General features: G+C 67.8%; 14 protein-coding genes and 1 pseudogene. 10 read left to right on the plus strand and 5 right to left on the minus strand.

Annotated features, from left to right (window positions below; translation table 11 throughout):
- From ABZ951_RS02560 to ectA, 8 genes and pseudogenes are all read left to right on the plus strand, one after another.
- A partial coding sequence (locus ABZ951_RS02560; protein ID WP_361278628.1) for a cation:proton antiporter occupies positions 1-1,527 on the plus strand: 1,527 nt, incomplete at its 5' end.
- Positions 1,528-1,806: 279 nt separating this feature from the next.
- Complete coding sequence (locus tag ABZ951_RS02565; protein WP_344083600.1) at positions 1,807-2,124, plus strand: hypothetical protein; 318 nt, start codon at positions 1,807-1,809, stop codon at positions 2,122-2,124.
- Between the two features lie 19 nt (positions 2,125-2,143).
- A complete protein-coding gene (locus tag ABZ951_RS02570; RefSeq protein WP_344083596.1) occupies positions 2,144-2,842 on the plus strand; it encodes an SDR family oxidoreductase in 699 nt (232 codons plus the stop codon).
- Positions 2,839-4,203 carry a long-chain fatty acid--CoA ligase gene (locus ABZ951_RS02575; RefSeq protein ID WP_344083593.1) on the plus strand — a complete coding sequence of 455 codons (1,365 nt, stop codon included), beginning with the start codon at positions 2,839-2,841 and terminating at the stop codon, positions 4,201-4,203. The genes ABZ951_RS02570 and ABZ951_RS02575 overlap by 4 nt, the downstream gene beginning before the upstream one ends.
- Entirely contained in the window at positions 4,200-4,826 is a 627-nt protein-coding gene (locus tag ABZ951_RS02580; protein ID WP_344083590.1) for a hypothetical protein, read from the plus strand. The genes ABZ951_RS02575 and ABZ951_RS02580 overlap by 4 nt, the downstream gene beginning before the upstream one ends.
- 2 nt (positions 4,827-4,828) lie before the next feature.
- Positions 4,829-6,550: pseudogene (gene cmlS / locus ABZ951_RS02585) on the plus strand (chloramphenicol-biosynthetic FADH2-dependent halogenase CmlS); the annotation flags it as partial.
- Positions 6,551-6,643: 93 nt separating this feature from the next.
- Entirely contained in the window at positions 6,644-7,348 is a 705-nt protein-coding gene (locus tag ABZ951_RS02590; RefSeq protein WP_344083587.1) for a 4'-phosphopantetheinyl transferase superfamily protein, read from the plus strand.
- A gap of 32 nt (positions 7,349-7,380) precedes the next feature.
- Entirely contained in the window at positions 7,381-7,899 is a 519-nt protein-coding gene (gene ectA, locus ABZ951_RS02595) for a diaminobutyrate acetyltransferase (protein ID WP_344083584.1), read from the plus strand.
- A 43-nt stretch (positions 7,900-7,942) separates the two neighbouring features.
- Here the strand turns inward: ectA and ABZ951_RS02600 are convergent, their stop codons facing one another.
- The 3 genes from ABZ951_RS02600 to ABZ951_RS02610 all read right to left on the minus strand — a co-directional run bounded on the left by ABZ951_RS02600 (position 7,943) and on the right by ABZ951_RS02610 (position 10,292).
- Positions 7,943-8,506, minus strand: a complete 564-nt coding sequence (locus ABZ951_RS02600; protein WP_344083581.1) for a dihydrofolate reductase family protein — start codon at positions 8,504-8,506, stop codon at positions 7,943-7,945.
- 200 nt (positions 8,507-8,706) lie between these two features.
- Positions 8,707-9,849 carry an FAD-dependent oxidoreductase gene (locus ABZ951_RS02605; protein WP_344083578.1) on the minus strand — a complete coding sequence of 381 codons (1,143 nt, stop codon included), beginning with the start codon at positions 9,847-9,849 and terminating at the stop codon, positions 8,707-8,709.
- 71 nt (positions 9,850-9,920) lie between these two features.
- On the minus strand, positions 9,921-10,292 hold the full coding sequence (locus tag ABZ951_RS02610) for a MauE/DoxX family redox-associated membrane protein (protein ID WP_344083575.1): 372 nt from the start codon (positions 10,290-10,292) through the stop codon (positions 9,921-9,923).
- 84 nt (positions 10,293-10,376) lie between these two features.
- Here ABZ951_RS02610 and ABZ951_RS02615 point away from each other — a divergent pair, with 84 nt between their 5' ends.
- A complete protein-coding gene (locus tag ABZ951_RS02615; RefSeq protein WP_344083572.1) occupies positions 10,377-11,048 on the plus strand; it encodes a helix-turn-helix domain-containing protein in 672 nt (223 codons plus the stop codon).
- A 154-nt stretch (positions 11,049-11,202) separates the two neighbouring features.
- Here ABZ951_RS02615 and ABZ951_RS02620 read toward each other — a convergent pair whose 3' ends face one another.
- Complete coding sequence (locus ABZ951_RS02620) at positions 11,203-11,694, minus strand: DinB family protein (protein WP_344083569.1); 492 nt, start codon at positions 11,692-11,694, stop codon at positions 11,203-11,205.
- 379 nt (positions 11,695-12,073) lie between these two features.
- On the opposite strand from ABZ951_RS02620, the gene ABZ951_RS02625 reads away from it, so the two are divergent.
- Positions 12,074-12,799, plus strand: coding sequence for a 3-keto-5-aminohexanoate cleavage protein (locus tag ABZ951_RS02625; protein ID WP_344083566.1), 726 nt, complete (start codon positions 12,074-12,076; stop codon positions 12,797-12,799).
- 54 nt (positions 12,800-12,853) lie between these two features.
- Here ABZ951_RS02625 and ABZ951_RS02630 read toward each other — a convergent pair whose 3' ends face one another.
- Positions 12,854-13,246, minus strand: coding sequence for a VOC family protein (locus ABZ951_RS02630; protein WP_344083562.1), 393 nt, complete (start codon positions 13,244-13,246; stop codon positions 12,854-12,856).
- Positions 13,247-13,306 lie beyond the last annotated feature (60 nt).

Consider the following 13,306-nt stretch of genomic DNA (forward strand, 5'->3'; position numbering starts at 1 on the left):
CGCCCCGGCGACATCCTCGCCGAGATCGAGTCCCTGGTCTCCGCCCGCACTCCCCTGCCCGGTGTCCCGCATGAGCTCGTGAAGCCCCCTCTGCCGGCTGACCTACGCTCGAATGCGCGAACTTCCTTTGCCGTGACGGATTCTGCAAACCTGTTCTCCGATCACGTTCGCGATCGTTGGGCCCATCCGAATGGGGAAAACGTGCTTCTTTCGTCCGCGCCGACGACGGTCACGCCGCTCGCCGCTCATGAACTGCTGATCTTTCTGCTCCAGGTGGCGCTGCTGTTGGTGCTGGCACTGTCCTTCGGCAGACTCGCCGCCCGTTCAGGTCTACCCGCCGTCGTCGGTGAGCTCCTCGTGGGTGTCGTTCTCGGCCCTTCCGTGCTCCTGCACCTGGCCCCCGGCCTGTCCGGCTGGCTCTTTCCCGGCAGTCAGGAACAGATGCACCTCCTGGACGCCGTCGCCCAGCTCGGCGTGCTGCTGCTCGTCGGTGTCACGGGCATGCACCTGGATCTGGACCTGGTCCGCCGACGCGGCAGGACGGCCGTGCTGGTCAGCGGCGGCGGCCTGATCGTCCCGCTCGGCCTCGGCATCGGAGCGGCGTTCCTGCTGCCGGCCGCACTGGTCCCGGACGGCACGGACCGGGGCGTCTTCGCCCTGTTCCTCGGTGTCGCGATGTGCGTGAGCGCGATCCCGGTCATCGCCAAGACATTGATGGAGATGCGACTGCTCCACCGCAATATCGGACAACTCACCCTGACCGCAGGGGTGATCGACGACGTCTTCGGCTGGTTCATGCTGTCCGTCGTCTCGTCGGTCGCTGTCACCGGCATGAGCGGTGCGCCGGTCTTGAAAGCACTCGCTTCGGTAGCCCTCGTGGCCTTCGCGGCGCTGACCGTCGGACGGTGGCTGGTCCGGCACGCCTTTCGGCTGGTGAGCAAGAGCTCGGAGCCGGGCGTGGCAGCCGCTACAGCGGTCGCGCTGATCCTCCTCGCGGCGGCCGCCACCCACGCCTTGCATCTGGAGCCGATCCTGGGCGCCTTCCTCGGCGGCATTCTCATCGGGCGCGAAGGGAAGGTCGAACCGGCGAAACTGGCTCCGCTGCGCACTATCGCGCTGTCCATATTGGCGCCGGTCTTCTTCGCCACCGCGGGCCTTCGCATGGACCTCGGCGCGCTGATCGACGCAAGCGTCGCCCTGGCCGGGCTCGGTATGCTCCTGGTCGCCGTCGTCGGTAAGTTTCTCGGCGCCTGGGCCGGCGCGAGCCTGAGCGGGCTGAAACGGTGGGAGGCACTGGCCCTGGGGGCCGGCCTCAACGCGCGGGGAGTCATCGAGATCGTCGTGGGTATGGTGGGGCTGCGGCTCGGCATTCTCAGCGTGGCGGCGTACACCATCGTGGTGCTCGTCGCGGTGGTCACGTCCCTGATGGCACCACCGATCCTGCGGATGGCGGTATCGCGCGTCGAGCGAACGGCCGAGGAGGAGATCCGGGAGGCCGAGCACAGGGAATGGAGCACACTTCCCTGACTCGACACCTTCTCGAATTCTTTGACGGGTGCGAACGCCATGCGGCATATTCGTGACCGCACCCCGGAAGTTCGCCTCAGCACCGTCTGAGTGACCGGACGCGTGCGGCGGATTCTCACTCCGCAAAAGCGCTCGTGCCGCAGCCCCGGAGGATGAACGGCACTGCTCAGGCAGCATTCATGTCAGGGCCATGACAGCTTGCCCCTTTCGCGGGGGAGCCCCACCGAACACAGCCCGCCCGGCAGCACACCCCCTCACACCTCGGGAGGTACTCCGACCATGAACGACCGACTTCTCACACTCATCACGGATGTCGTAGAAGAGGTCAACGAGCGGAGGGACGAGAAGATCCCCACCGCGGAACTGCCCTCCCTCACCCTGTACGGGGACAACGGAGTCTTCGACTCCATGCAACTGGTCAACTTCCTGACCCAGGTGGAGGAGGCCGTTGAGGACGCGTACGACGAGGAGATCTCGCTGACCTCGGAGAAAGCCGTGTCCCAGAGGGTGAGCCCGTTCAGCAGGGTCAGCCGGCTCATTGAGTTCATCGAGGCGGAGCTCGTCGAAGCCGGCGTCGCCGTCTCCGAGCCGGCGTGACCGGGCACGGGCAGCTCTGATGATCACCCTGGTCACCGGAACCAGGACCGGTATAGGAAAGGCTCTGGCCGAGCACTTCCTCGAACGCGGGGACACCGTGGTCGGGTGCAGTCGGCGGCCCTCGAGCATTCACCACCCCGAATACCACCACCACGAGGTCGATCTGACCGACGCCGCACAGGCGCGGTCCATGTTCCGCGCGGCCCGCCGCGAGTTCGGGCATCTGGACACGTTGGTCAATAATGCCGGGACCTCGGTCATGAACCATTTCATGATGACACCGGAGAAGACGGCCCGCGACATATTCGACCTCAACTTCTTCGCGGTGCTGAACTGTTGCCGAGAGGCCGCCAAGCTGCTGCAGAAGAGCCCGCGGAAGGCCGCGGCGATCCTCAACGTCTCGACGGTCGCCGTGCCGTGGGCACTGGACGGCCAGCTCGTCTACTCGGCGAGCAAGAGTGCCGTCGAGCAGCTGACCCGTGTCATGAGCAAGGAACTGGCCGGGTTCGGCATACGCGTCAACGGGATCGGCCTGCCGCCGGTCCGTACCGTCCTCACCCGAACTCTCGCGCCGGAAACCCTCGACGCCGTCGTCGGGCGGCAGACGATCGGGCGGATGTGCGAAATGGAGGACATCGTCGGACCGGTCGAATTCCTGACCACGGACCGGTCCGACTTCGTCACCGGCGAGACGCTGTACCTGGGAGGAGTCCAATGAGGGACACCCTGATCGGCAGGCTGGAGCGGTGGGGAGACCGCACTGCCGTCGTCCATGAGGGATCGAGCCGAACGTACGCCGAACTGGCCGGGGAGATCCGGCGCATCGAGACGTTGCTGGACGAGGCGGGAGTGAAGGCGCACGACGCCGTTGTCCTCAGAGGGGACTTCTCGTTCTCCCACATCGCCGCGCTCTTCGCCCTCTACCGCCGCAAGGCCGTGACGGTGCCCGTCGTGGCATTCACCGAGACGACCCTGACGGCCGTCCGCGAGGCGTGCCGCCCCCGACACCTCGTGGAGGTGGACGGAGACGTCGCGGTCGAACCGTTCGACTCGCCTCCCGGTGAGGCCGCAGAGCTCTATGGAGGGCTGATCGACTCCGGTTCGGCCGGGCTCGTCCTCCTGTCCAGCGGGTCGACGGGAGCGCCGAAGGCGGTTCTGCACAATTTCGATGCCCTGGTGGAGGAGAAGGTCGGCACGAGTGAGCGCGTGGGCAAGAAGCCTCCGCACATCCTGCTGTTCCTCCTGGCCGACCACATCGGGGGAATCAACTCGCTGCTGGGTGTCGTGCGCAGCGCGGCAACCGCCGTCGTGCCGGCGAAACGCACGCCGGAGGAAATCTGCTCGCTGGTCGAGCGGTACGGCATCCGTCTGCTTCCGACCAGCCCGACGTTCCTCAACCTCATCCTCATCGGTGACTTTCACGAGAAGTTCGACCTCTCCAGCCTGCGACTGATCACCTACGGGACCGAGCCCATGCCGGAGGAACTGCTCAAGCGCGTCCACGCAGCCTTCCCGCGCGCCCGTCTCCTCCAGACCTTCGGGACCAGCGAGACAGGCATCTCGACCACGCAGAGCGAGTCGTCGTCCAGCACGTATTTCAAGATCTCCGATGAGGGCGTCGAGTACCGGGTCGTGGGCGGGGAGCTCCAGTTGCGCACCAAGACACAGTTCATGGGCTATCTCAACTACTCCGACGAGGCCGTCACCGAGGACGGCTGGTTCCGCACGGGCGACCTCGTGGAGGAGAACGCGGACGGTTACATCAAAGTCAAGGGCCGCGCGAAGGAGATCATCAACGTCGGCGGCGAGAAGGTCCTCCCGCTCGAACTCGAGTCGATCCTCATGGGCAGTCCCCACATCGCCTACTGCACCGTCTACGGGAAGCCGAACTCGATCACAGGACAGGCTGTGCACGTCGACGTCAAACCCGGCGGGGACATGAGCAGGGCCGAAGTCCGCCGGCACGTCCGCGAGTTTCTCGACGGCAAGGTCGAGCCGTTCAAGATACCCGCCAAGGTCACTGTGATCGACGAGATACCCGTCTCGGCCCGGTTCAAGAAGAAGAGGATCCAGCAGTGACCGACCTGGTCGTCATAGGGGCGGGCAAGTTCGCAGGGGAAGTGGCGCGCTATGCCGAGGACTGCGGTTTCGGCATCGGGCACTACCTCGCTGTCGAGGGTGAGGAGGTCCACGCGCCGGACGGGAAGTGGTCGAAGCTCGCCGCATCCGAGCCGGACGAGGGGACGAAGGTGCTCCTCGCCGTATCCGACATGGAACTGCGGCGTGAGTTGATCGAAGGGGTCATCACCCCTCGGGGGTGGGAGGCAGTCAACATCATCCACCCTTCCTCCCGCGTCGATCCCGCCGCGGTCGCGGGCAGGGGCAATGTCATCGGACCGGACAACTACGTCGGCGTGCATACCGTTCTCGGAAGCTACAACGTCGTCAATTACCGGTGCACATTCGGGCACCACTCCCGGGTCGGGTCGGGCAACTTCTTCGCCCCGAACTTCCACTGCGGTAACAGCGTGGAGATCGGGGACGGGAACTTCTTCGGCCTCGGCTGCACTGTCGCCCCGGAAGTCTCCATCGGCGACGCATGCCGCTTCCAGGCCGGGATCACCATGTTCGAGAACGCCGCGAGCGGCTTCTCCTACCTCTCTCCGAGCCGCGTCAAATCCATCAAGTCCACGCCGTCGTAAAGGAGACGCCCATGAACCGATCGACCGTCGCCGTCATCGGGGCCGGACCCGCCGGCTGCACCGCCGCCCTCACGCTGCACAAGCTCGGCCACGAACCGGTCGTCTACGAGCGCGACAGCTTCCCCCGCTACCGGGTCGGAGAGTCCTTCCTCCCCGGTTCGCTGTCGATCTTCCACCGGCTCGGCCTGCAGGAGAAGATCGATGCCGCGGGTTTCGTCAAGAAGCCCTCGGCCACCTTCCTGTGGGGACAGGACGAGGCTCCGTGGACCTTCTCCTTCGCCACCCCGCAGACCTCACCGTGGGTCTTCGACCATGCCATCCAGGTCAGGCGCGAGGAATTCGACAAGCTCCTCCTCGACGAGGTCAAGGAACGCGGCATCGGGGTGCACGAGAACACGCCGGTGTCGCAGGTCGACATATCCGACCCCGGCAAGGTGTCGCTCACCGTGGGCCAAGGCGATGACGCGGAGCGGGTGGACTTCGACTTCGTGATCGATGCCGGCGGCGCCAACGGCCCCCTGGCCCGGCAGCTCAAAGTGCGGCGCTACGACGAGTTCTACAAGAGCTTCGCCATCTGGTCGTACTTCCGCCTCCCCGACCCTTTCGAGGGTGACCTCAAGGGGACGACCTATTCCATCACCTTCGAAGACGGCTGGGTGTGGATGATTCCGCTCAAGGGCGACCTCTACAGCGTCGGACTGGTCGTCGACCGCTCGAAGTCGAGCGAGGTGAAGAAGGCGGGCCCCGACCGCTTCTACCGGGAGACCCTCGCCAAGGCCGTCCGGGCCAAGGAGATCCTCGGTGACGCCGAGATGGTCGACGAGGTCCGGGTGGTCCACGACTGGTCGTACGACTCCGAGGTGTACTCCGGCGGCCGCTACTTTCTCTCGGGCGACTCGGCCTGCTTCACCGACCCGCTGTTCTCCCAGGGCGTGCACCTGGCCACGCAGTCGGCCGTCTCCGCGGCCGCCGCGATCGACCGGATCACCCAGCAGGAGGAGGAAGCCGACGAGGTCCATGCCTGGTACAACCGCGCCTATCGTGAGACGTATGAGCAGTACCACGAGTTCCTCGCCTCCTTCTACACCCTGGCCTCCTTCACCGAACCGGAGTCCGAGTTCTGGGTCAGGCGGCGGATCAGCGAATCCGACGACGGGCGTCTGAACCGCAAGCGCTGGTTCGAGCGCCTGGCCGCCTCCAGCAAGGACGGCACCTGGTCGGTGACGGACTTCCGTGACCGCGCGACGACCATGATGAGCATCGGACGCCACCAGCGCACGGAACTGAGCGACGATTTCACCGACAAAGAGCTCAATCCCGCCCGCGTGCAGTGGATCAGCCAGCTGACCAAGCGGCTCAACCGCATCAAGCGCTTGCAGTGGAACGGCGAGGAGGTGACGCTCAAGCCGTACTACAAGGTCGACCCCGAGACGTTCAGCCTGGAGCCCAAGCAGGTCCTCGCCAATGAGGAGGGCCGCGACATGATCAAGTGGCCCTTGGAGGAAAAGCACCGGCAGATCTTCAGCCGCCTCCTCAAAGAGGAGGTCGGCTATAAGGAGCTGATCCGCGAACTGAGCGATGCCGGCCAGCAGGAGCTCAGCTCCCAGATCGTCATCCGCCTCATGGAAGCCGGCCTCCTGACCGGCTATGACAAGAACGGCGAGGAAGTCTTCATTCAAGACCGTCTCCGCTTCGACGGTGTGGGAACCGAATACGAAGTCTGACCCGGCTGGTGTCGCCCGCGGCCCCGGCGGCCGGGGCCGCGGGCGACACTCTCCGAGCCGTCCGGGAAGGGAGCGAAACTGTCTGCCGTCGGCATGCTGCCCGCCGCCGGCCAGTGCCACCTCTGGTCGGTGCCCGTGCGCACACGACCCGACTGGGAAGTGCTGCTGGCGCCCGAAGAGGGGGCCCGCGCCGGGGCGATTCCCGGGGGCGGGCGGCGGAATCTGTTCGTCACCTCACGCGCGGCGCAGCGTTTGGTCGCCCGCTGGTACACCGGCGTGCCCGCCCGCCTGGTGCGCATCGCGCGTACGTGTGACCGCTGCGGTGCCGGCCATGGCCGTCCTCGCGTCGTCGGAGCCGGGTACGACTACTCGGTCGCGCACACCTGCCGCCGGGTCCTGATCGGGGTCGTGGCGCAGGGGCTCGTGGGCGTCGACCTCGACACGGTGATGAACCCCGGTGTCCCGGAGAGGCTCATCGCGCGCACCGCGACACCGGACGAACGCGCGGCGCTGGCCCGACTGCCCGCTCATGAACTGCCGGGAGCCTTCACCAGGCTCTGGTCGAGGAAAGAGGCCGCCGTCAAACTCACGGGACACGGCCTGGCGGCCCGGCTGGACCGTATCGGGGTGCGGGGAGATCTGGCCCAGCCCCAGGGGAAACCCGCCGAGGACTGGCCCGTGTCTCCGGTCCACCTGCTGGATGTGTCCGTGGAAGGGCATGTCGCCGCGATCGCCAGCACGCACCGGATCACCGATCCGGCCGTGCGGTCACTGCCGGCCCTGGCCACCACCGACTGACGCTTTTTGCGCCTGACGCGAAGGGAAGAACCATGACCGGCTCGCTCTCGGAGAAAACCAGCACCGCCGTCCGCTACCGCACTCCTACCCCGGAGGACGCCGTCGCCGTCTGGCAGATGGTCCTGAACGAGCCGATGCTGGACGACAACAGCTCCTATCACTACACGCTCTGGTTCCGGGACTTCGCCGAGACGTCGTTGGTGGCCACCGTGGGTGACGACATCGTGGGCTTCATAACCGGCTACCGCCGACCCGGCGAACCGGAAACGTTCTTCATCTGGCAGGCGGCGGTCAGGCCCGACAACGGCATTTCGGGCCTCGGGATCGACCTCCTCGTGAACGCGATCGATCTCCAGCTGGCCGCGGGGGCCACGTATGTGGAAACCAGTGTCTCCGAGCAGAACAAGGCGATCACCATGCTGCTGCATATGGTCGCCAGGAAATACGACGCCCGCATGCACACCGAGCTGCTGTTCCGGGCGGAGGAGCTTCCGGGCGGCGACCATGACGAGGTTCTCTATCGCATGGGGCCGTTGCGCCCCCGCGCCTGAAGCCGTGACGGTGCTTCTCCTGCGGACGTGAATTCCGCGTCACCTAGCGCGCAACCCGGTAGCGGAGGTAGACGACTCTTGAGCTGAAGGTGCGGGTCTCCACGAGTTCGAGATCCACTCGGCGCTCGTGCCGGGGAAAGAACGGAATACCGCCGCCGACCAGCACCGGGTAGACCCTGACCCGGTACTCGTCGATCAGCCCCGACGCGGCCGCCTCGGCGGCGAGAGCCGCGCCGCCGATCGCGATGTCGCCCTCCCCCGGCTCGGCCCGCAACCGCTCGATCTCCTCCGCGGGCCCGCCGGAGGCCAGGCGGGCATTGCCCTGCACCGCTGACAGCGTGGTGGAGAACACCACCTTGGGCAGCGACTTCCAGAGGGCGGCCCATTCGAGCATGGAGTCGTCGAGCGATGGATCCTGGTCGGCGGTCTCCCAGTACAGCATCGTCTCGTACAGCCGTCGTCCCAACAGATGGACACCGGTGCCTCGTAGCTCGTCGGTGACGAAGCGAAAGTCCTCCTCGTCGGGCGCCGACCAGCCGAAGTCACCGTCCGGCCCGACGATGTAGCCGTCGAGCGAGATGCCCATCGAATAGGTCACCCTGCGCATCAGAAGCCCTCCTCGGTATCGGGTCGACAGTACGACCGCCGGGTACCGCGGGACTCACGCGACTCGCGAGATGCACTCAGACCTCTCCGCCCCGCATGAAGACCCTCACGAGGAACGGCGACCTTTCACCACACGGCCTGGGCACGTGTTCGTGAGCGGACCTCGTGAGGTTACGGGATCTCAGCGGCAGGCGGGCCGGCTCAGGAATCCGACTCGTCACTGCCTGACTCACGGCGCGGCCCGGAACGTACCGTGCTGCGTATGACAGCCTCCTTGAAGGCCGCCGCGGCGCGTCCCGTGAGGACGAACCTGCGCGGGCGGTCGTCGGCATGGGTGAACTGGACGATACCGTCACGCCGGCCAAGGCTGATGTTGGTGAAGGCGTAAGGGATCCGAACGGGCGCGGGCTCGCGGCCCGCCAGCCGGGCCGCGATGACCTCGGCCACGCCCCGGCCCATGGGCAGCGCCGTCTGGCAGGACATGCGGCTCGGTGCCCCGCCCGCCGACACCCCCGCGGCCGCGTCGCCGATGGCGTACACCTCAGGGTGCGAGATGGAGCGCAGGGTGGCGTCGACGAGCATCCGCCCGCTCTCGTCCGTGGCGAAGCCCGCGGCGCGGGCCAGCTCCGGCGCGCGGAACCCCGTGGTCCACACCACGGCGTCAGCGGCGAACGACGTGCCGTCGCGCGTGTCCAAGCCGTCCTCCCGCACCGTCGCGATGACGGTCCCGGGGTGCACCGAAACGTCCAGCCGGTCCAGAGCGCGCCGCAGGTGGGTGCGGGCTCGGGGCGCGAGCCCGCACCCGACGTCATCGGCCCCGGTGAACAGCCTCACTCGTAGCCCGGGGTGACTGGCGGCCAGCTCCGCGGCGGTTTCCAGCCCGGTCAGCCCTCCGCCGACCACCGCGACAGTGCCGCCGGACGCGATCTCGGCGACCCGGTGCCGCAACCGTGTCGCCTGTTCGAGGTCGGCGACAGCGTCGGCGTGCTCGGCCGCCCCGGGAACATCGTCGAAGCGCGCCTGGCTGCCCACCGCGTACACCAGGGTGTCGTAGCCGAGCGCACCGGGCGCGGCATCAGTGCACACGGTCCGGCGAGCGGTGTCGATCGCGGTCACGCGTCCGACGACCAGCCGGACCGATGTCCCGCTGAGCTGTTGACGCAACGACGGTGCCGCCAATGGCTGTCCGGCGGCCACCTGATGGAGGCGGACCCGTTCCACGAACCGGTCCGAGGCATTGACCAGCGTGACGGTGGCATCGCTGCGGCTCAGCTTGCGGGCGAGGCGCTTGGCCGCCAGCAGGCCGGCGTAACCGGCACCTATGACAACGAGGCGATGACTCATGGCATGACTTCCTCTGTGACTACGGGCGGCCTTCGGTGCCGCCTCGGACAATCGGCCGCCGCGCAGCGGGGTCAGGCCGCGGATCGGGCCACGGCAACCGCCCAGGCGATGTACAGGACGTTCACCACCGGCCGGGCCACCGCTCCGACCGGCCGCTCCAGCAGCCGGGGCCGGTTGGGCCGCGCGCGGCGCAGCGCGTCCAGGTGGGACACCTGGTAACAGGTGATCAGGACGGCAGCGGCCCAGCCCCCGGCCGATCTGCTGCACGGAACCAGCACCAGCACACCCACCACGACCTCCGCCGCCCCACTAGCGGCCACCAGGAGCCGCTCCCGGCGCAGCCATGCGGGAATCAGCGTGCGGAAGTAGCCGGGGGCCAGGAAGTGCATGACCCCCGTGACGACCAGGAACGCCGCCAACCCGGCGGCAGCGATAGCGTACATGGCACGATGATCCACTCACCGCGTGCCTGGGCACTTGAAGAAAACGATCGACGCACCGTCTTCGCCTGCAGCACCGAGGGGACGATGTTCGCCGAATCCCGCCCGTTCCGTGTCGCCCTGCACCGGCTGCCCGCGTGGAAGGCCGTGCTGCCGATCGGCGGTCACGCGCAGCTCCTCCAGCCGGGCCGGCCCATGGTGGCGGCGCCCGGGCTGATCGTTCCGCCCCAGCTGGCCCACAGCTGTGCGGCGAGCTCGCCCTACATCGCCCTGTTCATCGACTCCTGGCTGCTGCCTCCCTGCCCGGGGCCGATCCGGCTCGATGCCGGCGAGGTCCGCCGCCTGCTCGCCGCGCTCGGCACCACCGATTCCGACGGCCCCGGCACCGGTGTGGACCTGACCGCCGGATACACCGAGCTGCGGGCACTCGCCGGCCCCCCGGCCCCGCTCGATCCGAGAGTCGCTCACGCCGTCCACCTGTGCACGTTGCGCGATCCGGACCTGCCCATCACCGCCATCGCCGACGAGGTCGGCCTGTCGGCCCCGCGGCTGCGCGCCCTGGTCCGCCAGGACGTGGGCATCGCGCTGATCCGCTTGCGCCGATGGGGCCGGCTCGCCACCGCGATCGCCGAGCTGCCGGAGTCGACTGCTGCCCTTGCCGCGGCCACCGCGGGCTTCGCCGACCAGGCCCATTTCACCCGCACTGCGCGGGACCTCATCGGGCGTACGCCCGCCTCTCTCCGGCGCGCTGAAGCGTAGGGCGCGCCCTTGGCGGCGAACCCGAGTGTCGGCAGCACGCCGGCCCGCCTTCGAGGAGCCGGTTCGGGACGGTACGAGTGCGCCGCCTTCCGGTTCAGTCCGCGTCCGGCGACGCCCGTCGGGAAACTGCTGAGGCGGGCGCTGACGGAATCGCTCAACTCCGGCGGGTGGCTTCGGTCTGCTCACGCAGGATGTCGCTGTGGCCGGCGTGGCGGGCGAATTCCTGGATCATGAGCAAGTAGATCCATCGCAGGCTGACCGTGCCGCAAGCGGGGTGCTCTCGGGTGGCGTCGAGGTCGATGCCCGCGGCGATCGCTCGTGCGCGGCTGCTGGCGCGCTCGAATTCGGCGATCACGTCGGCGACCGTTTCGTCGTCGCTGATGTCAAAACTGGCTTCGCCCACCATCGCACCGTCACATGCGGATTCCGGCAAACCTCCCAGGATGTGCTGGAACCACTTCCTTTCTGCGAACGCGGCGTGCTTGATCAGACCGATCGACGTGGTCATGGAGGGGACGAGACGGCGGCGGGCCTCCGTTTCAGAGAGGCCACGCACCGTGTCGATCAGTTCGGCCCGATTGCGGTCGAGCATGTATTCGAGCATCTGGCGCTCTGGACATACGGTGATACGGGCCGGGACGTTCATGTCGTGTGTTTCCTTCCGCGGAAAGGTCGATAACGAAAACGAGCAAGCCTGATCGGATCGTGCTGCCCGCACCACACACCGCCGCCGCGGCTGACGCCCCTTCAGCTACAGGAGCAGGTCAGGGGCGTGAACCACTGAGTACACAAGCACCAGGTTCAGCGCTGGGCAAGGCGGAGGAAACAGCACACGGGAGCGACCTTCGGTCAGCAGGTGCTCCTCGGCTACCACCCGGCGACATATACGGGGCTGGCCGCCCTGGCCACCCGGCGCGGCCGTACTTGCCGCTTGGTCGACACCGCCGAAGCGCTCCAGCACCGTGAGGACCGGCTCGCCCGCGCGGTAGGCGGCGGGTGTCAGAGCCGCCTGAGAAGATCACTTCATGCTGCAAGTCTGTCTGAACGGCTCCCGGAGCCGCGTCGCATGCGCTCATCTCCCGATAACCCCGCACGAGATGGCGACGGCAGCCCGCGCAGCCGTCGCCGCCGGTGCCCAGGACGTCCATCTCCATCCCAAGGACCGCGACGGCGCGGACACGCTGGACTCCACAGCCGTCGCCGCGGCCCTCGAAGCCGTACGGGCCGCCGTCCCGGGCATCCCCGTCGGCGTCACCACCGGCGCCTGGGCCGCACCGGACCCCGGAGCCCGCGCGGCCCAGGTCCGGTCCTGGACCGTGCTGCCGGATCACGCCTCCGTGAACTGGCACGAGGACGGCGCCACCGAAGTCGCCACCGCCCTGCTGGACCGCGGTGTCGGCATCGAGGCCGGCATCTACTCCGGAACTCCCGCAGCACGGCGCTTCCTCAGCTGGCCACATGCCGACCGCGTCCTGCGCGTCCTGGCCGAGATCACCGACACCAGCCCGCAGACCGCGGTCCGTGCCGCGGCCGACCTGCTCGACGAACTCCGTCCCGGTGCGACCTCGCCGATTCTCCTGCACGGCGAAGACGACGCCGCCTGGCCCGTCCTGCAACTGGCGGCCTCACGCCGGCTGGACACGCGGATTGGCCTGGAGGATGTGCTCCGGCTACCCGACGGCACGCCGGCCGAGAGCAACGCCGACCTCGTCCACGCGGCGCGGGGAATCATCCGGCTGGTATCTCCATGACGGCCCCTCACGTCACTACGGTGCCGGGATGCGCCCTGCATGCGGCCGGCCCGGTTACTGCGGCTGGGTCGCGATCTGGATCAGGTTGCCGCAGGTGTCGTCGAAGACGGCGGTGGTGACGGCACCCGTCTCCAGCGGCTCCTGGGTGAAGCGGACTCCGAGGCCGCACAGGCGCGCGTACTCCGCCCGCACGTCGTCGACAGCGAACTGGGCCAGCGGGATACCGTCCCGGATGAGCGCCTCACGGTAGGCCCTGGCCGCCGGGTGACCGGCAGGCTCCAGGAGGAGCTCCGTACCGCCGGGCTCGTCGGGCGAGACGACGGTCAACCACCGGTCCTTCTCGCCCACCGGGACATCGTGCTTCTTCACGAAGCCGAGGATCTCGGTGTAGAAGCGCTCGGCCTGGGCCTGGTCGTCGACGAAGACACTGGTCAGGCGGATCTTCATGGGCTGCTCTCTTCCGGTCCGGATGTATCGGGCGTGTTGCCGTCGCTCGGCGAGCTGCCG

Source organism: Streptomyces sp. NPDC046215 (assembly GCF_040646215.1).
Taxonomy (GTDB): Bacteria; Actinomycetota; Actinomycetes; order Streptomycetales; family Streptomycetaceae; genus Streptomyces; species Streptomyces stramineus.